Below are 22307 nucleotides of genomic sequence, written 5' to 3' on the forward strand. Positions count from 1 at the left end.
GTGGGGGCGCCGGGCACCTGCATGTCACGTACATGACATGCCTGGTCATGCGTGGTCGCACCCTCCTGCCGGGGTGCAGGAGCGCGGGGCGCAGGGGTGCCGGCCTTGAGGCGCCGACAGCCCGCACGAGGCCGGGGAGGGCCTCGCGGCGCGGGGTGGCGGCGCGGTTTTACTCAAGCATTGCCACCAGATGAGCGCAAGGTGTCGAGCAGATCTCGCAATTTATTGACAGCTGGTGGAAACGACCAGCGGGGTGCGGAGTTGGAGCCCGCTCGGCCACTGGCGATCCGTCGGTGAACCTCCCCTTGCGGCACGGGCGGGTCGTCGGCCTGCGGGTGCTGAGCAGGACCCGGCAACCTTTCCGGCCGCAGCAGCGACTGCGGCTTGGAACGGCACGATCCGGCATTCAATGACGAATTGCGAGGCGAAGATGCGACGAGCAGTCGTAGTGAGACTCAGCGCGGTCGTGGCCGCCGCGGCCCTTGCGGCCGCGGCCGGCGTGACACTGTCGATGCCTGAGGCGTCGGCGGCGGTTTCGGGCGCCACCGGGTACGCGTCCCAGAACGGCGGGACCACCGGAGGGGCGGGCGGGACGACGGTCAAGGCCACCACGGGGACCCAGATCCACCAGGCACTGTGCAGTCGGGCCTCCAGCAGTACCCCCATCACCATCCAGGTCGAGGGGACCATCAACCACGGCAACACCACCAAGGTGTCGGGCGACAGCTGCAACACCGCCGCCGACAGGATCGAGCTCAAACAGATCAGCAACGTCACGCTCGTCGGCGTCGGCAGCGGGGCCGTCTTCGATCAACTGGGCATCCACATACGCGAGTCGAGCAACATCATCATCCAGAACGTCACCGTCAAGAACGTCAAGAAATCGGGCTCGCCCATCTCCAACGGCGGCGACGCCATCGGCATGGAGTCGGACGTGCGCAACGTCTGGGTCGACCACACGAGCCTGGAGGCGTCGGGCGGCGAGTCGGAGGGGTACGACGGCCTCTTCGACATGAAGGACAACACCCAGTACGTGACCCTGTCCTACAGCACCCTGCGCAACTCCGGCCGCGGCGGCCTCATCGGCTCCAGCGAGACCGAGCTGTCGAACAGCTTCATCACGTTCCACCACAACCTGTACTCGAACATCGACTCGCGCACGCCCCTCCTGCGCGGCGGCACGGCCCACATGTACAACAACTACTACGTGAGCCTGAACGAGTCCGGCATCAACTCCCGTGCCGGAGCCCACGCCAAGGTCGACAACAACTACTTCCAGGACTCCAAGGACGTCCTGGGCACCTTCTACACCGACGCGGCCGGGTACTGGCAGGTCGGCGGCAACATCTTCGACAACGTGACCTGGTCCGCCCCCGGCAGCGAGAACAACCCGGCGGGCCCCGACCCGAAGTCCAACACCACGGTCAGCATTCCGTACGCGTTCCCTCTCGACCCGGCGAGCTGCGTGCCCGCCGTCGTGGGCCGCACGGCGGGTGCCGGCAAGGGGCTGCTGGTGTCGGACGGCAGTTGCACGGCCCAGTCGCCGACCCCGACCCCGACGTCCACCTCCACGCCGACCTCGACTCCGACCCCGACACCGTCCGCCAGCGCGTCCACTCCCAGCGGGACCAACCTCAGCATCGGGGCCGGCGCCGACGGCTCCAGCAAGGCCACGGGGACGAGCTACGGCAACGTACGTGACGGCGACCTGAGCACCTACTGGTCACCGGCGGGCTCGACCGGATCCATCTCCATCAAGTGGGGCTCCGCCACCACGGTCTCGCGGGTCAACGTCCGGGAGACCTCGGCCGCCGCAGGCGCCATCGGTTCCTGGCGGGTGCTCAACGGCACCACCGGCGCCGTGCTCGCCTCCGGCAGCGGGGCGGGCGTCATCACCTTCCCCCCGGTCTCGCTGAGCAAGATCACCTTTGAGATCGCCGGGTCGACCGGCACCCCGCAGGTCGCCGAGTTCGAGACGTACGCCGGATAGCACCAAGCCCCTTCTGCCGGGCCCGCTCCTCCTCGGGCCCGGCAGAAGGGGCGAGGGCGGCGGACGCCTCATAGGCTCGGCAGGGAGACCACCGTGCCGGGAGGCGACCATGTCATTGCAGGTGAAGCCGGGGACGTCCTGGGCCGAGGTGTACGCCAGGTGCGTCGCCGCCGCCCCCGAGGCCTTCCAGGCCGACCGGCTGAACAACCTGGAGCGTGGCGAGTGGCTCGCCACCGGCACCCCCGGTGAACACACCACCCCCGTCGACGGCAGCCCGATCCCCGGCCCGCCCCGCGTCGGCGCCGAGGACGCGGCCGCCGCGGTCGCCTGGGCCTGCGCCGAGCACCGCGCCTGGCAGCGGGTCGATCTCGACGAGCGGCGGGCGCGGGTGAGCGCCGCCGTGGACGCGCTCGAAGCGCACCGCGAACTGCTGGCGCTGCTGCTCGTCTGGGAGATCGGCAAGCCCTGGCGGCTCGCCCTCGCCGACGTGGACCGGTGCCTGGACGGGGTGCGCTGGTACGTGGGGGAGATCGAGCGGCAGATGCAGCCCGGCGGCGTACGGCGGCGGCCCCTGGACGGCCCCGTCTCCAACATCGCCAGCTGGAACTACCCCATGAGCGTCCAGGTCCACGCCGAACTGGTCCAGTTGCTGGCAGGCAACGCCGTGATCGCCAAGACCCCGAGCCAGGGCGGATTCCACTGTCTGACCCTCGCCCACGCGCTGATGCGCCGCTGCGACCTGCCGGTCACTCTGATCTCCGGCGTCGGCTCGCAGATCGGCAGCTCCCTCATCCGTGGCGAGGGCCTGGGCGCGCTCGCCTTCGTCGGCGGGCGCAGCAACGGACGCAAGGCCGCCGCCGAGCTCGCCGACACCGGCAGACGCCACATGATCGAGCAGGAGGGCCTCAACGCCTGGGGCATCTGGGACTTCTCGCAGTGGGACGTACTCGGCAAGCAGCTGCGCAAGGGGTACGAGTACGGGAAGCAGCGGTGCACCGCGTATCCGCGCTTCGTCGTCCAGCGGCAGCTCTTCCCGCAGTTCCTGGAGACCTATCTTTCGGTCGCCGGCGATCTGCGGTTCGGGCACCCGCTGGCCGTCGAGCACCCGGACGACGACCTGCCGGAACTCGACTTCGGACCCGTGATCCACGCCGCCAAGGCCGCCGAGCTCGCCCGCTACTACGACGAGGCGCTGCAGGGCGGGGCGATCCCGCTGCATCGGAGTCAGCCTGCGGACGGACGCTTCATCGACGGCCAGGACACCGCTGCATACGCCGCCCCGGCCGCCGTGCTCGCGCCTCCCGCGAACTGGGCGCTGCGCCACCGGGAGCCCTTCGGGCCGCTGGACTCGGTGGTGATCGTGGACTCCGAGAGCGAGCTCCTCGCGGAGATGAACGCGAGCAACGGCGCGCTCGTGGCCAGCCTGGCCACCGACGACGCGGCCTTCGCCGAGCGCGTCGCCCCCGAGGTCCGCGCCTTCAAGGTCGGCGTGAACGCGCCTCGCAGCCGCGGCGACCGCGAGGAGCCCTTCGGCGGTGTGGGTGCCTCCTGGAAGGGGGCGTTCGTCGGTGGCGACCTGCTGGTGCAGGCGGTGACGCAGCCCGCGGACGAGGGCGTGCACGAGCTGCTGTACGGAAACTTCCCGGACTACAGCCAGTACCCGCCCCGCTGAGCGCCGGCCCGCGCGCGACTACTCGACGACGAGCTCGACCTCGATGTTGCCGCGGGTCGCCTTGGAGTACGGGCAGTACGCGTGGGTCGCCTCGACCAGCTCGCGGCCGGTGGCGGCCTCGATCGTGTCGGGGAGCTCGACGCGCATCACGACCGCGAGCCCGAAGCCGGTGTCGTCCTTGCCGATGGAGACCTCGGCGGTCACCGAGACGTCCTTGGTGTCGACCTTCATCTGGCGGCCGACGGCGCTCATGGCGCTGGCGAAACAGGCCGCGTACCCGGCGGCGAAGAGCTGCTCGGGGTTGGTGCCCTGACCGTTGCCGCCCAGGGCCGGGGGCATGGCGAGCGTGAGGTCGATCTGGCCGTCGGAGCTCACGGCGCGGCCCTCGCGGCCGTTGGCGGTGGCGACAGCGGTGTACAGCGCGTCCATGGGGGTCCTTCTTCCGGTTGGTCGGAGCTTAAGCATTGCATGCAATTAAGTTGTGCACAACTCAATCGTGCGTGAAGAGCTACGCTGTCCTCATGACGTCACCCCTGTCCGCCGTCCCCGACGCCGAGCTGCTCCGCCTCGACCACCAGGTCTGTTTCTCGCTGCACGCCGCCTCACGCGCGTTCGGCGGTGTCTATCGCGACGCCCTGAAGGACCTCGGCCTCACCTACCCCCAGTACCTGGTGATGCTGGTGCTCTGGGAGCGCGGCCCGCAGCCCGTCAAAGCCATCGGCGAGCAGCTGCGGCTCGACTCGGGGACGCTCTCGCCGCTGCTCAAGCGGCTGGAGACGGCCGGGTTCCTGCGGCGCGAACGCAACGCCGCCGACGAGAGGTCGGTGACCGTCGAACTGACCGACTCCGGAACTGAGTTGAAAGAGAAGGCGCTGCCCGTACCGCGCCGGATCCTCGCCGCCACCGGCCTGGAGGTCGAGGAGATCTTCGCGCTCCAAGCCCTGCTCGGCCGGCTCACGGGCGCTCTGGACCAGGCTCGCTGAGGAGCCCGGCGCTCCGCGGCGGCGCGGCAGCCGTCGCACCCGCTCCGGCACCGGCCCGCTGCGGCAGCCACAGACTCCCCGCCGCCAGCAGTGAGGTCGCAGCCGACCCGGTGAGCACCGGTACGTTGCCCACCCACGCGGCCAGCGCGCCGCCCGCCAGCGCGCCCGCCGGGACCGTGCCCATCAGGGCGGCCTGGACGAAACCGGCGACGCGCCCCTGCATGTGGGGCGGGGCGATCAGCTGCTGGGTGGTGGTCATGGAGATGGACCAGACCGTGCCGGTCAGCCCGAAGAAGAGCTGATAGGCGATCAGCGCCGGGTAGGCCAGACCCAGCGACGCGGCAGGGATCAGGAAGATGGCGGCGGCCGCGAGCAGGGCACAGATCTGTGTCGCCCTGAAGAGCCCGATGGTCGCGGCGAAGCGGCCTGCCAGCAGCACGCCGAGCACCGTCGCGACGCTGAAGGTGGCGTAGACGGTCCCCAACTGCCAGGCGGGCAGAGCGAGATCGCGGGTCGCGTACACGACGAAGAGGGCGTCGGCCGCCCCGCTCCCCACATTGAAACCGGCACCCGCGAGCACCTGCGGGCAGGCACAGGAGGAGCACGGCTTCCACGGCGTACGCGATCGAGCCCGCGAGCAGCGCGGGGGCGGCCCCCGCGAAACCGACCAGCACACCGCCCAGCGCCGGGCCGCCGATCTGGCCCGCTGTACGGGCGCCGGTCAGCGCGGAGTTGGCGGTCAGGAGCTGCTCGCCCTGCACGACCCGGGGCAGTGCCGCCTGCAATGCCACGGCGAGGGTGGAGGTGAGGGCGCCGGACGCGGTGGCCACCGCGTACAGCTGGACCCAGCTGAGCTCGTCCATGGCGCCGGCGAGCGGCACCGACCCGACGACCAGGACCTGCAGGACCGTGACCAGCGCGGCCAGCGAACGCAGCCGGGCCCGGTCGACGAGCACACCGACGAAGGGGCTCAGGACCGCCCCGGGAAGATAATTCAGCGCCATCAGCGCCGCAGCCCCGAAGGGGCCCGCGTCCAGCCGGTCCACGGCCAGCAGTGCGAGCGCCAGAGCCGTGACCTGGCGGCCGATGGAGCTGGCCGCCTGCTCGCCGCAGAGCAGCAGGAAGGCGCGGTGGCGGCGCAGCGGCCGTGCCGGGGAACCCACCGCGCTCAGATCGCCGCGCAGGGCACGGGCCACTGACGCAGGCGCGGCGGCAGGGACACCGCCCAGCCGCCGGTGAGGAGGACCAGCCGCTCGGCCGCGAGGACGGAGGCCGCCTTGCGGTGCGTGGCGCTCAGATCGTCCAGCGGTGTCGGCTCCGCGAGGGTGCGGAAGGCGGCCAGCAGTGCCGGATGGCTCAGCGTGAAGCGTGCGGAGGCCGTGGACTCCCTGCGGTCCATGACGGTCACGAAGTCGGGGCCGCGCCGGTGGTAGAGCAGCCCGTACGCATGGCGGGAGCGCCAGTCGTTCAGCGCGGGCGGCTCGTCGGACTGCGGGGCGGGCGGCGGGAGATGGAGCAGCGGCGCGGTGTCCCGTACGGCGTCGGGAACCCAGTCCACGGTGAGCGCATGGCTCTGGCACTCGCGGAGGAACTGGACCGCGGTCGCCGTCTCGCGGCCGCCCCCGGCGAGCGCGAGCGGCCGGTGCACCCGCACCCGGCGGCCGGTGATCGTGTGCGGCACGGCGGCCGGGAGGGCCGGGGTCATCCGGCGACCTCCTCGAACGCAGCCTGATCCAGGGCCGGTTCGGTCAGGCGTACCGGCTCGTTGCGGGTGGGCAGCGAGACGTAGGAGCGGGTGTCGAAGTACAACAGCCCCAGTTCGAGAGCTTGTTGGAGCCAGGCGCCGAGGTCCCCGGCACTCACCGCATGTCCGTCGCCGGTCAGCAGCCGCAGCAGTGCGGGCTCCGTGCGGCCCGCCTCCAGATGGCGCAGCGCCGCCGCCTCCCAGCCGGTCAGCAGATGGGTGCGGTGCGGTCGGCCGTGGCGCCGGTCGTGCACCAGCAGGTCAACGCCGTCGCCCTCCGCCTCCTCGATGAGCAGGCTCGACGTGGCGTGCCCGGCGTGCCACGCGCGTACGGCCTCCAGCAGCCGCTCCTCCACCGCACCGCCGATCCCCGCGGGCGGAGTGTCGAAGAGATAGACCAGATCGGCCAGTTCGGCCTCGGGGAGGTCGTAGACATGGCCGTACATCTCGGCGGGGCGCCGCTCCTCGAAGCCCAGGGCGGGGTTGGCGAAATGAGGGCTGAAGCGCTCCAGCTGGATACGGGAGGCGCCGGCCGGCGGCTGCAGATGGACGAGCGCGGGCAGCTGGTCGATGACGGAGGTGTAGTCCTCGGCGCTCTCGCCGGGAAAGCCGTAGAGGTAGTTCCAGCTGCAGGTGAGCGAGTGGTTGGCGCAGTCCCGCAGGGTGCGGACGTTGCGGCTGCCGGTGACGCCCTTGTCCATGAGATCCAGCGCCCTGTTGCTGAGGCTCTCGATGCCCGGCTGGATGTGCACGGCTCCGGCCCGGGCCAGCAGGGCCAGCTGGTCCGAGGAGAGATTGGACTTGACCTCGTAGTGCATCCGCAGATCCCAGCCGCTGTCGGCGGCGAGCGGCAGGAAGTCCTTGAAGTAGCTCATGTCGATGATGTTGTCGACGGCGACGATGTCCAGGAGGCGGTGGCGTCGTACCAGCTGGTCGATCTCCGCCCACAGCTGCTCGCCGGGCTTGGCGCGAAACGCCATGGCCGAACCGTTGAGACCGCAGAAAGTGCAGTGGTGCTTCTCGCCCCACCAGCAGCCGCGCGCACCCTCCACCACGAGCTTGGGGTGGACGAACTCCGCCACCGGGGACGCGTCCAGCGCCGACTGCCAGAGGTCGTAGTCGGGTGCGGGGATGTCCCCGGGTGCCACGGTGCGCCGGGATTCCTCGTTGGCCCGTGAGACGGTGCCGTCCCACCAGCACAGCCCGGGTACGTTCTCTGGGCGGGTGCCGGCGGCCAGATGGCCGAGGAGGGCGGGGAAGGCGTACTCGCCCTCGCCGCGCACCACTTGGTCGACGAAGGGGTGGTTGCGGTGCAGTGCGTGGCCCATCGGGCCGTCGCAGTTGCTGCCGCCGAAGACGACGGTGAGCGAGGGGCGGCGCCGCTTGAGCTCCGCGGCGAGCGCGAGCGAGGACACGTTCTGCATGAACGTGCTGGTGAACCCCACGACGTCCGGGTCGTCCGCGAGGATCTCCGCCGCGCACTGCCGGACAAAGTCCTCCGCGTGGGCGCGCATCGCGGACGCCTTGTCGATGGCGGTGCCGCGGCGGCGGGCGTACGCGTCGAGGGCGGCGACGCCCCAGGCGGGGTCCTCGTACAGGACGCCGGAGAAGACCCAGTCCCCGAGCCCGTCGAAGATGGCATCGCTGCCCACCGCGACATGGTCGCCCGGGCGCAGCAGCCCCTGGGAGCGTTCGAGCAGGAACTCCGCCCAGCGCAGCGCACCGTGGAACTCGCGCACCTCGTCCTGCGGCCTGGTGCGGGCGACCAGCGCGTGCAGCAGGCCGATCTGCAGCGAGGGGAGCTCGACCGTCTGCCACGGCATGCTCACCAGATGGATACGGAGCCCGCGTCCGGCCGTCGCGGACGGCCGCCGGGGTGCGGCCGGCGGCCGCCCGCGCCCGTTCAGAGCGCCGGCTGCTTGTTGATGGTGTACTGCTCGCGGTTCTGGGACGTCTCGTCGCGGACCGCCACCTTGTTCAGCTCCAGGCCGAGCTGCTCCATGCCGTTGATCTCGCTCTCGTCCTTCATACGCGCACTCCTTACGGGGTCGGTGTCTCGGGTCGAAGTCCGCTGACCGTAAGGGGTGTTGCGTGTGGGGCACAAGAGTCGGAATCAGGTCACGGGGCGCTCCCCGCAGGGGCTCACCCGAGCTGCTCGACGGTCAGCGGATCGAAGGTGATGCGGGTCCCCGAGCCATCCTCGGACCAGCGGATCTCGACCGCGTTCGGTGTCGCGGACACCTCGCTGACGGCGTCCGCGAGGGGCGCCGGGTCCGTGGTCGCGGTGAGTGTGGCCAGGGATGCGTAGAGCGCGGTGCCCTCCGCGTCGCCCGTCAGCCGCGGCAGCTCCGCCCAGCGGGTGAAGGCCGTCCCCTGGGGTGCGCGTATCGCGTCCTGCGCGCTCCACCCGTGGAGGGGGTGAAGGGCCGAGATCAGCTCCTCCTCCGGGCCGGTCGCCCAGCCTGTCTGCTCCGCGCGGGCGCCGGGCGGGGCGCCGGTCACCCGGTGCACCCGTACCTCGTACCGGCCTCGTACGACCGTGACGCTCTCCACCCGCAGACCGGGCTCGGTCGGCGGACCCGCGGGGAAGACCGGGGTGTGCCAGGAGGCGGCCCAGCCCCAGCCTTCGCCGTGGCCCGCGCCGAGCGGGTGGATGCGGCGGCGGGTGGAGCGGACGCCGGCGATCTCGACGGCGAAGTGGTTGTCGGCGGCGTTCACCGCCGAGGTGGGTCCGGTGCGCGTGGAGTACGCCTGGCGGCCGTAGTGCGGGTCGCTCTGGGACGCGAACTCGCCCTCGTGCGGGCGCACATGGTCGCTGCCGTGATTGTGCAGCCGTACGATCCCGTCCTCCTGCGTGGACTGGATCAGCAGACCGGGCGCGGGTACGGAAAGGACCCGGTCGGGGCCTTCGCTCGGCGCTGCCTCCTCGGTCGCCGTCCAGTACGGGTGGTCCGCCGGGGCGAGCAGCGCGACGAACGCCTTGGACGCCCAGTACGGCGACCCGGGCCCCGAGTAGGTCTGGAGCGTGGCGTCGTGCGGCCCGTGCCAGCCCAGCGAGAGCAGGCCGTCGTCGCCGGTCGCGCCCCGGTCCAGGAAGTAGCGCAGGCTTCCGCTCGCCACCCGGCGCGAGGCTCCCGGTGTGAGCGGGGTGTGCCCCGTCAGGGCGCCCAGGCTCACCGCGCTGGAGGCCGCGAAGCGGTAGCTGAGCGAGCGGCCGAAGTGGATCGGGGCTCCGTCGGCGCCGAAGAGCAGCGAGAAGCTCTCCAGGTGTTCGCGCAGGCGCGCGCCGAAGTGGGCCGAGAGCTCGGAGTCCTCGGACAGATGCGCGTGCAGCACCGGATAGAGGTGCAGCGCCCAGCCGTTGTAGTGGTCGAAGGCGCGGCCGTCGCCGTCCGCGTACCAGCCCTGACCGCGGTACCAGGACTCCATCAGGTCCAGGGCGCGCTCCTGGGCGCGGACCGTTTCGGCGTCGCCCCGGCCGACCGACTCCAGGAATCCGGCCACGGTGTACGGGAAGAGGTACCAGTTGTTGGGGGCGGGCGTGTGCCGCAGCGAGCCCCGCAGCCACTCCTCGGCGCGGTCCTGGGCGCCGGAGTCCAGCTTGTCCCAGAGCCAGGGGCGGGTCAGGCGCAGCCCGAGTGCGACGGACGCCGACTCGACCATCGGCTGGCCGAATACCGTGTGGTCCTGGATGAGCGGCCAGGACTCGGCGTCGTCGCGGCCCGGGGTACGGGTTCCGGCCACCAGGCCTCGCGCATAGCGGTCCAGCCAGCCGTGCGGGTCCTTGCCCTCGCTGCCCGCGACGCGGAACGCGGCCGCCAGGAACGTACGGGCAAAGCCCTCGAGCCCGTCCGAGCGCACCCCGGAGCCCGACGGCCGTCCCGGCAGGTCGAGCAGGGCGCCCTCGGGGGTGGCCCACTTCCAGGCGGCGTGCAGCAGTCCGTCGGCCGCCGCCTCCCAGTGGGCGCGGGTCAGGCCGGTGTGCGGGCTCGACTCGTGGTCGTACGGGGGGAGTTGCAGGGTGGTGCTCATGCGAGGGAGGCCCGCCTTTCGTTGCGTACGGGATGGGCGAAGCCGTCGCCCGCGGCCCACCGGGCGACCTCGCCGACGGCGAGATCGGCCAGTCTGCGCCACTCGTTGCCCTGGGAGCCGGCGAGATGCGGGGTGATCAGCGCGTTCTCGCACTCCCACAGCGGGTCCGACGGCGGGAGCGGCTCGGGGTCGGTGACGTCGAGGATCGCCCTGATGCGGTTCTGCTGGAGGGCGTCGAGGAGGGCGTGGCGGTCGACGACCGGGCCGCGCGCGGTGTTGATGAGGGTGGCGTCCGGGCGCATCAGCGCGAGCAGTTCACCGCTGACGAGACCCTCCGTCTCCGGCAGCAGCGGGGTGTGGACGCTCACGATGTCGCTCTGCGCGAAGAGTTCGGGCAGCGAGGCGGCCTCGGCACCGAGCGCCGCAGCCTGCTCGGGGGTGACGAAGGGGTCGTACAGCAGGATCCGCAGGTCGTACGGCTGGAGCAGGTCGATGACCCTGCGGCCGATGAGCGAGGCGGAGAGGATGCCCACCGTGCGGCGGTAGTTGCCGACCTCTGCGGGGGTCTGCAGGAAGTTGTCACGGCGGCGGGCGGTCCGGAAATCGCGGGTGCGCTCCAGGACGCGCTTTCCCGCGAGCAGGATCATCGCGATGGTGTACTCGGCCACCGGGACGGCGTTGGCAGCCGCGGCCGAGGAGACCTCGATGCCGCGCTCCCAGCAGGCTTCGGTGACATGGCCGCGCACCGAACCCGCGGTGTGGACGACGGCCCGCAGCCGGGGCGCGGCGGCCAGCACGGCCTCGTCCAGGGGCGGGCAGCCCCAGCCGGTGATCAGGATCTCCGTGCCGGCGAGCACGGCGCGGGCCCGGTCGGTGGAGAGGTCGTCCAGTACCGGCAGGGGTGCGAGCTCGCAGATCTCACCTAGCGCGGCCAGGGACTCGGAGTCGAGCACCGCGGCCGCCGCCTGCTTCGACATGGCAACGGCGGCGCGCGGACGGGAAGTTGGTGCGTCTGACATGAATCTCCTGTGACGTCTTTCCGCTGGTCGTTACTTGACGGAGCCTGCCGTGAGGCCCGCCTTCCAGAAGCGCTGCAGCAGGATGAAGGCGAGGACCAGCGGCAGGACCGCGAGGAGCGATCCCATGATCACGACCGTGTAGTAGTCGGGCTCGGTGGTGGCCGAACTGTTCCAGGTGTAGAGGCCGAGACTGACCGGATACAGCTTCTGGTTCGACAGCATCACCATCGGCAGGAAGAAGTTGTTCCAGATCGCGGTGAGCTGGAAGAGGAAGACCGTGACGAGGCCGGGCCCCATCATCCGCAGGGAGACCCGCAGGTAGGTCTTCAGCTCGCCCGCGCCGTCCATCCGCGCGGCCTCCAGCACCTCGTTGGGCACGTATCCCTGGCTGAACATCCGGCCGAGATAGACACCGAAGGGGTTGAAGAGGACGGGGATGAAGACCGACCAGAAGGTGTTGACCAGGCCGGTCCTGGACGCCATCAGATACAGCGGCAGCGCCAGGACGGTCTGCGGGACCATCACTGCGGCGAGCACCAGGCCGAAGAGCTTCTCCTTGTGCTGGAAGCGGTACTTGTCGAAGGCGTACCCGCAGGCGATGGAGACCATCGCGCCGATCCCCGCGCCGAGGACCGCGTACAGCAGGCTGTTGCCGTACCAGCGGGTGTAGATCCCGTCGTCCATCGAGAAGAGGTTGCGCAGGTTCTTCAGGAAGGAGAAGTCGTGCAGCGAGAAGATGCTGCCGCCCGACAGCGCGTCCTGCTTCTTGCCCGCGGCCAGCACCAGCCAGAGCGCCGGCAGCAGCGTATAGAGGACGGACAGGCCGACGACGACCTTGACGGTGGTGCGGCCGAGCAGGCGGGGGCGCAGGGCTGCGGCGGTTTCGACAGTGCTCATCGGGCGTTCTCCTCGGAGGAGTCGGCGCGGTTGGTCCAGCGGGTGACTCCGTACGACAGGGCGATGGTGACCACGAGCAGCACGACGGAGGCGGCGGCCGCCATGCCGTAGTTGTTGCGCGTGAAGGCGGCGTCGTAGATGTACATGCTGGGCGAGTACCGCTGGCTGATCATCGGCGTGGCCAGGCTGAGCAGTTTGGGCTCGGTGAACAGCTGCAGCGCCCAGATCAGCGTGAAGATCGCGACCATCACGATCGACGGGCGCACCAGCGGCGTTTTGACCTGGAGGGCGGAGCGCAGCGGGCCCGCGCCGTCGACCACCGAGGCCTCGATGACCTCGCGCGGGACGGCCTGCAGGGCGGCGTAGAAGACAACCATGTTGTAGCCGAGGTTGGACCAGAGCGAGATGTTCACGATCGAGGGCAGCACGGTGTGGATGCCCAGGAAGTTGATCGTGATGTCGCCCTTGGCGAAGAGGTCGATGATCGGGCTGAGGCCGGGCGTGTAGAGGTAGAGCCAGATCAGCGCGGCGATGATGCCGGGCACCGCGTGCGGCAGGAACAGGGCGAGCTGGGCCCAGGCGCGCATGCGTACGACGCCCGAGTCGAGCAGCAGCGCCAGTGCGAGGGCGCCGACCACCATCAGCGGGATGTAGATCAGGCAGTACAGCGCGACGGTGCCGAGCCCGCCGAGGAAGGTCGGGTCGGTGAGGACGGCCGCGTAACTGCGCAGCCCCACGAAGACCGTGCGTTCGGGGCCGAAGCCGAGCCCCGGCTCGTCCTGGCTGAAGAAGCTCAGCCAGATCGCCGTGCCGACCGGTATCAGGAAGACCGTCACCAGGAGGGCGAAGAAGGGGGTCATCAGGACGGATGCGGCGCCCAGTTCACGGCGGCGGGCGCCCTTGCGCGTGGAGCGGTGGAGGGCGGCCGCCGCGGCCGGCCGGTCGGCGGGCGCGGTGGTGGTGGAAGCTGTCGTGGTGGTCATGGCGTGGTGTCACCTGCCTCTCTGAGGTGCGGGGATGCCGGGGTCACTTGCTGTGCTCGGTCACCGAGAGGCCGAGCGCCCTGAGGTCCGGCATGGTGCCCCGCTGGGCGGCGCGCAGCGACTCGGTCAGCGTGCCCTGGCCGCCGCTGACCCGGGCGAATCCGTCCTGCAGCACGGAGTTGGTGGCGGACATCCGCGGTCCCCACACCCAGCCGTCGCGGATCTTGTGGGCCTCCTCGTCGAAGAGGGTGTAGATGTCCTGGCCGCTGTAGTACGTACGGTCGAAGGCCTTGCGTCCGGGGGTTACGAGCTCGGGCACGGCCGGGTACTGGCTGCTGGCGCCGCTGGTGAGCCGGGCGCGCAGCGCGTTCGGGCTCGCGACCTGCCACTCGATGAACTCCATCGCGGCTTCCGGGTGTTGGCAGTCCTTGGTGATCGCGAAGGTGGAGCCGCCCTGGGTGCCGAGCGCCGGATGGGCGGTGTCCCACTGGGGGAGCGGGGCGATCTTCCACTTGCCCGTCTGACCGGGCTGCGCCCGCATCTGGGCCCCGGCCTCCCAGGAGCCGGTGAGCCGTACCAGGAACTTGCCGTTCGTGATCTGGGCGTCGCCCTGCTTGGTGTTGAGCGGGTTCATGAAGACCAGGTCCTGGTCGTAAAGACGCTGCCAGTACGCGGCCGCCCTGCGGCTCGGCTCATCGGCCATCGAGACGTTCCACGCCCCGCCGGAGGTGTCGAACCACTGGCCGCCCGCCTGCCAGGCGAACGCCGCCATCGACGAGGCGCCGTCGGTGGGGAAGAGGGCGAGCTTCCGCCCTGCCCCCTTCTTCCGTACGGTCTTCGCCGTCTCCTCGAACTCGTCCCAGGTGCGCGGTATCCGCAGGCCGAGCTCCTCGAAGAGATCGGTGCGGTAGTGCATGACCATCGGCTCGACGTCGAGCGGGACGCTGAAGATGCGCCGGTCGAAGGTGGTCAGACCCAGCGCCTGCGGCAGCAGCTTGGCGCGCAGGCCGTCACTGACGAGCGAGGTGATGTCGCGGGCGACACCGTCGATCGCGAAGGTCGGCACCTGCGGGTACTCGATGGTGGCGACGTCCGGGGCGTTTCCGGCGCGGGCCGCGTTGCTCAGCTTGGCGTAGCCGCCCTGATCGCCGGACGGTATCTGCTGGTACACGACCTGGATGCTGTCGTGGGTCTTGTTGAACTCGTCCACCACTTCCTTGCTGCCGCGCAGCGCGGACCAGAAGGTGATGGTGGTGGTCCTGCTCCTGCTCGTACTGCTGCTCGCTCGCTCGGCTCCGCTGCTGCAGGCGTTCAGGACACCTGTCATGGGCAGAGCTGCGACTGCGGCGAGCACGGATCGACGGCTCTGTCGGCCGGGCATGGGCGCCTCCCGCGGCTCCTGGTCGGGACACGGGAATACTGATCGCCTGACCGGTCGTGGTCAATAGATCGATCAGAAGAAACCCAAAGCGGTCAAACGCTCACTCGGGGAGGGTGGTTGGGGCCTGCGCCGATCCCCGCACCTTCAGCTCGGGCAGCAGCTCGACCCTGCGCACCGCTCCGGCCCCGGCGGTGAGCGGCTGGTCGAGGCGGTGCAGCAGCAGCTCGGCCGCTGCCCGCCCGACCTCCGCCTTGGGCGGGGCCACTGCCGTCAGCGGCGTCCCGCCGAGCCCCGCCACCATGTCGTCGTACGCGACCACCGAGCAGTCCTGCGGCACCCGCACCCCCTCGTCACCGATCTGCTGTACGAGCATCAGCGCATCCACGTCCCCGTGCAGCACCGCCGCCGTGGCCCCCCGCTCCCGCAGCAGCGCGGCCAGACCCGGCTGCGCACCGCGCTCCGCGGCGGGCTCGGGCCCCGAGTCGGGCGCGCTCAGCATCACGGCCCAGTCCTCGACCTCCGGCCGGTCCGCGGCGATCCGCGCGAAGGACGCACGGATCGCGCGCGCGGTCGGGCTGTCGTCCCTGGCGGCCAGCACGATCCGGCGGTGCCCCAGCGCGATCAGGTGCTCAAGAGCCAGGTGCGTGCCGTACCAGTGGTCCGAGCACACCGAGTCCAGCGCATGCAGCACACTGCCCGGTACCGGCCGCCGCTCCATCAGCACGACCGGCACCTTCACCTGCGCCAGCCACCCGTAATCCGCCTGCTCGACGTCGGCACTGCGCCACCGCGGGGCGATCAGCAGACCGCGCGCGCCGTCCGCCAACACTCGCTCCACGATGGTCTGTTCGGCCCCCGTCGCCCGGGGCGCGATATGCAGGGCGGTACGCATCCCGGCCGCCTCCAGCACGCTCCGCGCACCGTGCAGCGTCTCATTGAGATACGAATGCCGCTCGGGCACGACCAGCGCGATCGCATCACCGTCGGCGGGAGCCCGACCAGGCGACGAGGCCTCCTCGACCGGCGCCATGGACCGGGCCACCCCATGGCCGCGCCGCAGCTTCCCCTCCCGTGCCAGCTCCTCGACGTCCCGCCGGAGCGTGACCACCGAGACCGCCAACTCGGCCGCCAGATCGGTCACTTTGACCGATCCGCGCGACTGCACCGCCGACAGTATCCGCCGACGCCTGAGCTCGACCGGCTCCCGCATACTGAGGCCCCCTTGCCGCACAGTGTTCGTTTGAACGCTTCGGCCGCAGCATAACGATCGCCGACCGCCCGGGGCGTCAGTTCCGCAGAACCGGCTTCCGCGCGACGACGACGGTGGCGTACCACTCCTCGGAAGCGACCACCCCGGCGAGCAGCCCACAGCCCGCGACGACGCCGAGAGCCTCCTCCGCCTGCCGTTCGCTGATCTCGAACAGCAGATGCCCGCCCGGCGCCAGCCACCCGGGCGCCTCCGCGGCCACCCGGCGCAGCACATCGAGCCCGTCGACGCCCCCGTCCAGGGCCACCCGCGCCTCATGCACCCGGGCCTCCGCAGGCAGCAGCCCGACCTTCCCCGTCGGTACGTACGGCACATTGGCGATCAGCACATCGACCCGCCCCCGCAGCGCGACGGGCAGCGGCTCGAAGAGATCGCCCTCGTACGTGAACCCGCCGACGCCCGCCACATTGCGCCGCGCACACCGCACCGCGGCCGGGTCGATGTCGGCGGCGTGCAGTTCGGCCCCGCCCACCGCGGCGACCAGGGCGGCGCCCAGCGCACCCGACCCGCAGCACAGATCGACGACGACCGCCCGCGACGGGGCGAGCGAGACGGCGTGCCTCACAAGGAATTCCGTACGGCGTCGCGGGACGAAGACCCCCGCGTCGACGGCATAGCGCCGGCCGTCGAACTCCGCCCAGCCCAGGACGTGTTCAAGGGGATGGCCGTCGATACGGCGCTCCACCATGGCGGCGAGCTCCGCCGGATCGGCCGCGGTGGCCAGGAGCAGCTCCGCCTCGTCCTCGGCGAATACACAGCCGGCGGCACGGAGCCTGAGGACGATGGCGGGGAGATCCAGCGCGGAAGAGGAAGAGGAAGAGGAAGAGGAGGCGGAAGACGGGGAGGACGGAAGTGCCGACATGAGAGAACCTTTCGCGATGCCGAAGGGCGCTCTCGCGGTCACCTGTGTCCGGGCGTCCGAAACGTCAGGCGAACCGTACAGCCGTGGAGGGAGAGCACCCAGCCTGTTCCAGCGTTGATGTGTCTCACCTCCTCGGTCGGTCCACGGTCGTGGAGACGGCCACGGTACCCGACGCCCGCCCGCGACCCGCCGGCCCATGGCCCGTCAGCCCGCGGCCCCGGCCCCCCACCGCCCCCGCCCGCCGCCGAAGCGCTGGGCGAACCGCCCGAAAGCCCCCGGCCGGCTCCAGACCCGGAATTCCTCCGCGGTACGGCCCCCCGCCCGCTCCAGCCCGCGCTCCACCGCGGCGACATCCTCGGCGGACAGAGCCCGTACGGCCGGCAGCAGCACCTCCTCCAGCAGTGCCGTCCGCGTCTCGTCCCAGGCCGCACCCGCCCCGGAGTGCCCGCTCCAGGCGGCGAAGCACCCGGCGACGTACGCGGGATGGGTGCGCAACCGGTCGCGCACCGCCTCGTCACGCGCCGTCCGCCCGTACGCCGCGATCAGGTCCTTGTCCCCGCTGTGCGTCAGCGCGAACAGCTCACCGTCCGGCGGATCGTCGGCGAGCAGCCGCCGCACCAGGGCCCGCAGGGTTCGCTCCAGTACGAGGGACTCCACCGGTTCGGCGGCCGACCGCAGGCGCACCACCCGCCCGGTCCAGCCATCAGGGGCGGTCCCCTCACTCAACTGCCCAGCAAAATCCAACAGTTGAAGCGCCGCACGCATCCGGGCGTCGAGCTCCCCGGTGAAGCGCCGCAACAGATCACGGGCAAGCGCGGGGACGTCCCCGTCGTCCAGCGCCCCCTCCAGAGCAGCCCGTACGAGCACGGTCCAGGTCCCCGCGGTGCGATGCGCGTCCGACCCCGTCTCGTCCAGCACCAGCCGCGCCTCGCCCGCGCCCGGCAGCACCCCGTCCCACACCAGCAGCACCGCGGTCCGCATCACCAGCGGCTCGGCGAACGGCGAGATGCCCGAGGCCCGCAGCACCGAACGCAGCGTCGACACCCGGTCCCCGTTCCCCACCCGCGAGGCCTCCGCACACATCCGCAGATGCGGCAGCGCCTGCATCCCGGTGAAGGGCAGCGCGGTGAGCTCCAGCATCCTGGCCGCCGCCGGAGGATCCTCCGCGGCAAGCCCGTCCAGCCGTTCCAGGAGCGCGGCCCGCAGCTCGAACTGCTCCTCCAGACCGGTCCGTACGGTCGCCGTGTACACCCCACCGGGATCGCCGAGCAGCGCATCGGCAAGCTTCCCCGCAAGCCCGGGCAGCAGATCGCCGCAGTCCACCCCCACCGTGTCCGCGACCCGCAACAGCTCCAGCGGCCGCTCCGCCCCGGCCGCACGCTCCACACCGTCACGGACCGCAGGACCCAGATCCGCCGCGAGCCGCTCCCGCAGACCTTCGCCGAGCGCCGACCGGCGTACGGGACAGAGCCCGCCCGCCCCCGGCACCCGCACCGCCCGGTCCAGCAGCAGCGCCGCCAGCGGCTCGGTCACCGCGACCGGCACCCTGCCGTCGAGCGACGCGAAGAGCCGCCCGAGCGCCGCAGCCTCCTCGGCCGTACGGTCCTCGGCGGGAGCACACACCGTGGCAACGAGCCGCTCCAGCTGCTCCGCCTCCAGTACGTCGATCCGCCCCCGGACCCAACTGGCGCCCGCCGCACGGCCGATGGCAGGCAGTGCGATCCCCGCACCGAGCGCGACAGCCGCCAGCGGCCCGGCCTCGAAAGGCCCGTCGGACACGGCATCCGCGGCCTTGAACAGCTCCGGAGCCCGCCCCAGCCACACCCGCGCCGCGGTGTGCGCCCACGCGTCCGCGGTCCCGTCGACCGGCCCCGCCCGCCCGGTGCAGTGGTGCACCCGGAACCGGTGGTCGTGCCCTCTCATCTCCTGCGCGTCGTCCGGCAGCACCCCGATAATCTGCTGCCCTGCCTGCTGCGGCCGCCGCGTGTACGTGGTGAAGGTCAGCCGGTGCGCGCTCTCGCGCGGCAACACCGTGCTGCCCAGGGCCACCCACTGCGCCACATCCGCGCTGCGCCGCTCCACCAGCACGACCTGCGGCGCCGCAGGGTCCTCGCAGAGCCGTCGCAGATCACCGAAGAAGCCCGCCAGCCACGCCCCGCGCGCAGCGGCGAAGGCGGCCAGACCGTCCCGGTCGAACAGCCCCGAAGGCGCCAGCTTCTCCAGCGGCGCGGGCACCTCGCCCTCCGGAGTACGCACGGCCCACTGCGAGGAATCCCAGGCGGTGATGGGCAGCGCCCCGCCGGGCAGCCGTGCCCCCGCCGGGAGATGCACGGCGTGGGCATGAAAGGCACCGGTCCCCGTACAGACGGCACGGGCCAGCAGCCGCCCGCCGTCGGACAGCACGCTATGACTCAACACCTGCGGAAAATCGGCAAGTTGGGCCGCACTCGGCCGGGCAGGGGCATCACGGGGCGGCTCGTACCCGATCAGCTGCTCGACCTCCGCCAGCAGCGACTGCGGGAGCCCGGGCGACACCGCGGTGAACCGGGAGCCTGCCCCGTCGCCGTCGGGCCCGGGCAGGGCAGAGGTGTAGTGGAGCTGCGCCAGGCTCATGCCCCGGCCCCTTTCCTGGCCGTACCGGAAGCTGCCCGCACCGACCGGGCAGCGGCGGAACCCGGACCGTGCCCGAACCGCAGCCCCATCCCAGCAGACCCGAGCCCGCCGCGAGATGCTTTCCCCCAATGTCTGACGTGCCGAAACAGGACCGATGGTGAAGACGATGAAACTGCGCTGTGCCGTACTCGACGACTTCCAGAACGTCGCCACCACCATGGCCGACTGGACCCCGCTCGCCGAGCAGGTCGAGGTGGTCACCTTCCCGGACCACTTCCCCTCCGAAGACGAACTGGCCACCGCACTCACCGACTTCGACATCGTGATCACCCTCCGCGAACGCGTCGCCTTCCCCGCATCCCTGCTGGCCCGACTGCCGCGCCTGAAGCTGCTGATCGCCACGGGAATGCGCAACACGGTGATCGACTACGCGGCGACCAGGGCCCACGGCATCACGGTGTGCGGCACGGAGAGCACCGGCACCCCACCGGTGGAACACACCTGGGCCCTCCTCCTCGCCCTCGCCCGCTCGATCGTCCCCGAGTCCACCGCTCTGCGCACCGCGGGCCCCTGGCAGAGCACGATCGGTGCGGACCTCGCGGGACAGCGGCTCGGCATCCTCGGCCTGGGCCGGATCGGCAGCAAGGTGGCAAAGGTCGCCCTGGCCTTCGGCATGAACGTCACGGCCTGGAGCCAGAACCTCACCGAGGAGCGAGCGGAAGAAGCAGGCGCGATCCTGGCCGCGTCCCTGTCCGACGCCCTCGCGACCAGCGACTTCGTCACGATCCACCTGGCCCTGAGCGACCGCACCCGAGGCCTAGTCGGACCCGCCGAGCTCGCACTCCTCAAACCGACCGCCTACCTGATCAACACCTCACGCGCCGCGATCGTCGACCAGACCGCACTCGCCGAGACCCTCCGCGCCGGCCGCATCGCAGGAGCGGCCCTGGACGTGTACGACACCGAACCGCTCCCCGCCGACCACGAACTCCGCACCGTCCCGCGCCTCCTCGCGACCCCGCACCTCGGCTATGTCTCCCGGCAGAACTACCGCACCTACTACACGCAGGCCGTGGAGAACATCGAGGCGTACCTGAAGGGCGCCCCCACCCGCTGCCTCCCCTAACCTCCGAACCGCTTCCGATACGCGGACGGGCTGAGCCCGGTCTCCCGCCGCATCAGCGCCCGCAGATTGGCCCCGCTCCCCAGCCCACTGCGCGCCGCGACGACATCGAGCCGCCCCTCGCCCCGCTCGATGAGCCGGCAGGCGAGCGCGACCCGCTCCCCGGTGAGCCAGGCCAGCGGCGTAGTACCCAACTGCGCCCGGAAACGCCGGTGCAAGGTGGCCGGACTCACGGCGGCCCGAGCGGCGACATCGGCCACGGTCAACGCCTCCCCGAGCCGCTCCAGGGCCCAGGCGAGCACCGGCGCCAGCGACTCGTCCGGCACCTCGGGCACAGGACGCTCCACGAACTGCCGCTGCCCGCCGTCCCGGTACGCGGCGAACACCAGCCGCCGGCTCACCGAATTGGCGACCTCCGCACCATGATCACGCCGCACCAGATGCAACCCGAGATCGAGCGCGGCGGAACTCCCCGCAGCGGTGAGGATGTCCCCGTCGTCGACAAAGAGAACATCGGCTTCGAGCCGTACGCCAGGAAACCGAACCCGGAACGAATCGGCCCACTGCCAGTGCGTGGCGGCCCGCCGCCCCTCCAGCACCCCGGCTTCGGCCAGCGTGAAGGCCCCACTGCAGAACCCGACGAGCCGCGCCCCTCGCGCATGCGCCCGCCGCACGGCGTCGAGAACGGCGGGCCTGCGAGGAACATCGGTGTCCGGCCGGTTGGGCACGATCAAGGTGTCGGCGAGGTCGACCGCTTCGAGCCCCGCGACCCCGGTCAAGGTGAAGAACCCGTCCCGCATGAGCGTGCGCGGCTCGGGCGAACAGAGCCGGAAGTCGTACAGCTCCCGCCCCAGCTCAGGCCGACGCAGCCCGAAGACCTCGGTCGCGCAGCCAAGCTCAAAGGGATTGGAGTTCTCGTCGACGATCACGACGACGCGATGCAGTTGCGAGGATCCTTGCGGCATATGCGATGTCTAGCACTCGTGACCCGGCCGCACCCGGACCAGGATCGATTCATGCCCATGCATCCGATCGCTCTCCACGAAGCCCTGACCGCCTTCGACGCTCTGTGGAGCCCCCGCATCGTCAGCCGCGTCAACGACTACGACGTACGCATCGCCAAGGTCGAAGGCGAACATGTCTGGCACGTCCACGACCACACCGACGAGTTCTTCCTCGTACTGGACGGAGAACTGCACATCGCCCTGCGCGAGCCGTCGGGCGAGCGCACGGTGACACTCGCCAAGGGCTCGGTCTTCACGGTCCCCAAGGGCACGGAGCACAAGCCGTACGCGCCCACGGGCGCAGCGATCCTGATGCTCGAACCCACAGGCACCCTGACGGTCGGCGACCGTCATGAGGAGGTCCCGGCGCACGTGGATGTGACGACAGGGCACCGAGTTGACGCGGAACCGCAGAGTCCGTAGTGTCCTCCGAGTTGCCACGGAACCTCACCGGTTCCGGGGCGGCCATCCCGCCGCGAAAGCGGCAACCAAACTCAGCACGACACCCCACCGGGGACAATTTCGGCATGCCGGAATTGATAACCGGGACTCGATTATGAGTCACCGGGGAAAACCGCTAGAGTTTGAGACGTCGGAACGGCCCAACAGCCGGAAAGACAACCCAAGTTCGACTGGGAATCAGGCCCGAAAGGATCTGATAGAGTCGGAAACGCAAGACCGAAGGGAAGCGCCCGGAGGAAAGCCCGAGAGGGTGAGTACAAAGGAAGCGTCCGTTC

Annotated in this window: 19 protein-coding genes and 1 pseudogene; 5 read left to right on the forward strand and 15 right to left on the reverse strand. The window is 71.0% G+C overall.

What is annotated here, in order from left to right; all coding sequences use genetic code 11:
* Positions 1-430: 430 nt before the first annotated feature.
* Positions 431-1990 carry a polysaccharide lyase family 1 protein gene (locus AB0H78_RS24275; RefSeq protein WP_363236633.1) on the forward strand — a complete coding sequence of 520 codons (1560 nt, stop codon included), beginning with the start codon at positions 431-433 and terminating at the stop codon, positions 1988-1990.
* Between the two features lie 109 nt (positions 1991-2099).
* On the forward strand, positions 2100-3662 hold the full coding sequence (locus tag AB0H78_RS24280) for an aldehyde dehydrogenase family protein (protein WP_363236634.1): 1563 nt from the start codon (positions 2100-2102) through the stop codon (positions 3660-3662).
* An 18-nt stretch (positions 3663-3680) separates the two neighbouring features.
* Here the strand turns inward: AB0H78_RS24280 and AB0H78_RS24285 are convergent, their stop codons facing one another.
* Entirely contained in the window at positions 3681-4091 is a 411-nt protein-coding gene (locus AB0H78_RS24285) for an organic hydroperoxide resistance protein (protein ID WP_329124402.1), read from the reverse strand.
* Between the two features lie 92 nt (positions 4092-4183).
* On the opposite strand from AB0H78_RS24285, the gene AB0H78_RS24290 reads away from it, so the two are divergent.
* Positions 4184-4645 carry a MarR family transcriptional regulator gene (locus AB0H78_RS24290; protein ID WP_363236635.1) on the forward strand — a complete coding sequence of 154 codons (462 nt, stop codon included), beginning with the start codon at positions 4184-4186 and terminating at the stop codon, positions 4643-4645.
* On the opposite strand, the gene AB0H78_RS24295 is transcribed toward AB0H78_RS24290, so the two are convergent.
* From AB0H78_RS24295 to AB0H78_RS24355, 13 genes and pseudogenes are all read right to left on the reverse strand, one after another.
* Positions 4617-5201 (reverse strand): hypothetical protein, encoded by a 585-nt coding sequence (locus tag AB0H78_RS24295; RefSeq protein WP_363236636.1) that lies wholly within the window; start codon positions 5199-5201, stop codon positions 4617-4619. The genes AB0H78_RS24290 and AB0H78_RS24295 overlap by 29 nt on opposite strands.
* A 91-nt stretch (positions 5202-5292) precedes the next feature.
* Positions 5293-5841 (reverse strand): annotated as a pseudogene (locus tag AB0H78_RS24300) (MFS transporter); the annotation flags it as partial.
* Positions 5814-6350, reverse strand: a complete 537-nt coding sequence (locus AB0H78_RS24305) for a DUF5825 family protein (protein WP_363236637.1) — start codon at positions 6348-6350, stop codon at positions 5814-5816. The gene AB0H78_RS24305 and the pseudogene AB0H78_RS24300, both read right to left, overlap by 28 nt.
* Positions 6347-8218 carry a RiPP maturation radical SAM C-methyltransferase gene (locus AB0H78_RS24310; protein ID WP_363236638.1) on the reverse strand — a complete coding sequence of 624 codons (1872 nt, stop codon included), beginning with the start codon at positions 8216-8218 and terminating at the stop codon, positions 6347-6349. The genes AB0H78_RS24305 and AB0H78_RS24310 overlap by 4 nt, the downstream gene beginning before the upstream one ends.
* A gap of 74 nt (positions 8219-8292) precedes the next feature.
* Positions 8293-8418, reverse strand: coding sequence for a hypothetical protein (locus tag AB0H78_RS24315; protein ID WP_363236639.1), 126 nt, complete (start codon positions 8416-8418; stop codon positions 8293-8295).
* 113 nt (positions 8419-8531) lie between these two features.
* Positions 8532-10421: a DUF2264 domain-containing protein gene (locus tag AB0H78_RS24320; protein ID WP_363236640.1), complete on the reverse strand. Its 1890-nt coding sequence runs from the start codon at positions 10419-10421 to the stop codon at positions 8532-8534.
* Positions 10418-11440 (reverse strand): hydroxyacid dehydrogenase, encoded by a 1023-nt coding sequence (locus AB0H78_RS24325; RefSeq protein WP_363236641.1) that lies wholly within the window; start codon positions 11438-11440, stop codon positions 10418-10420. Before AB0H78_RS24325 ends, AB0H78_RS24320 begins: the two co-directional genes overlap by 4 nt.
* A 30-nt stretch (positions 11441-11470) precedes the next feature.
* Positions 11471-12337 carry a carbohydrate ABC transporter permease gene (locus tag AB0H78_RS24330; RefSeq protein ID WP_363236642.1) on the reverse strand — a complete coding sequence of 289 codons (867 nt, stop codon included), beginning with the start codon at positions 12335-12337 and terminating at the stop codon, positions 11471-11473.
* Entirely contained in the window at positions 12334-13320 is a 987-nt protein-coding gene (locus AB0H78_RS24335; RefSeq protein ID WP_363236643.1) for a sugar ABC transporter permease, read from the reverse strand. Before AB0H78_RS24335 ends, AB0H78_RS24330 begins: the two co-directional genes overlap by 4 nt.
* 43 nt (positions 13321-13363) lie before the next feature.
* Positions 13364-14701, reverse strand: coding sequence for a sugar ABC transporter substrate-binding protein (locus tag AB0H78_RS24340; RefSeq protein ID WP_363236644.1), 1338 nt, complete (start codon positions 14699-14701; stop codon positions 13364-13366).
* Positions 14702-14801: 100 nt separating this feature from the next.
* Positions 14802-15911: a substrate-binding domain-containing protein gene (locus tag AB0H78_RS24345; protein ID WP_363236645.1), complete on the reverse strand. Its 1110-nt coding sequence runs from the start codon at positions 15909-15911 to the stop codon at positions 14802-14804.
* Positions 15912-15987: 76 nt separating this feature from the next.
* Positions 15988-16830, reverse strand: a complete 843-nt coding sequence (locus AB0H78_RS24350; protein ID WP_363236646.1) for a putative protein N(5)-glutamine methyltransferase — start codon at positions 16828-16830, stop codon at positions 15988-15990.
* Between the two features lie 204 nt (positions 16831-17034).
* Positions 17035-19443 carry a GTPase-associated protein 1-related protein gene (locus tag AB0H78_RS24355; RefSeq protein ID WP_363236648.1) on the reverse strand — a complete coding sequence of 803 codons (2409 nt, stop codon included), beginning with the start codon at positions 19441-19443 and terminating at the stop codon, positions 17035-17037.
* A 166-nt stretch (positions 19444-19609) separates the two neighbouring features.
* On the opposite strand from AB0H78_RS24355, the gene AB0H78_RS24360 reads away from it, so the two are divergent.
* Positions 19610-20569, forward strand: coding sequence for a D-2-hydroxyacid dehydrogenase family protein (locus AB0H78_RS24360; protein ID WP_363236669.1), 960 nt, complete (start codon positions 19610-19612; stop codon positions 20567-20569).
* Here the strand turns inward: AB0H78_RS24360 and AB0H78_RS24365 are convergent.
* On the reverse strand, positions 20566-21531 hold the full coding sequence (locus AB0H78_RS24365) for a helix-turn-helix domain-containing protein (protein ID WP_363236649.1): 966 nt from the start codon (positions 21529-21531) through the stop codon (positions 20566-20568). The two genes, AB0H78_RS24360 and AB0H78_RS24365, sit on opposite strands and share 4 nt — an antisense overlap.
* 51 nt (positions 21532-21582) lie before the next feature.
* On the opposite strand from AB0H78_RS24365, the gene AB0H78_RS24370 reads away from it, so the two are divergent.
* Positions 21583-21993 carry a cupin domain-containing protein gene (locus tag AB0H78_RS24370; RefSeq protein WP_363236650.1) on the forward strand — a complete coding sequence of 137 codons (411 nt, stop codon included), beginning with the start codon at positions 21583-21585 and terminating at the stop codon, positions 21991-21993.
* Positions 21994-22307: the final 314 nt, after the last annotated feature.

The sequence above is a fragment of the Streptomyces sp. NPDC050738 genome (assembly GCF_040654175.1).
Taxonomy (GTDB): Bacteria; Actinomycetota; Actinomycetes; order Streptomycetales; family Streptomycetaceae; genus Streptomyces.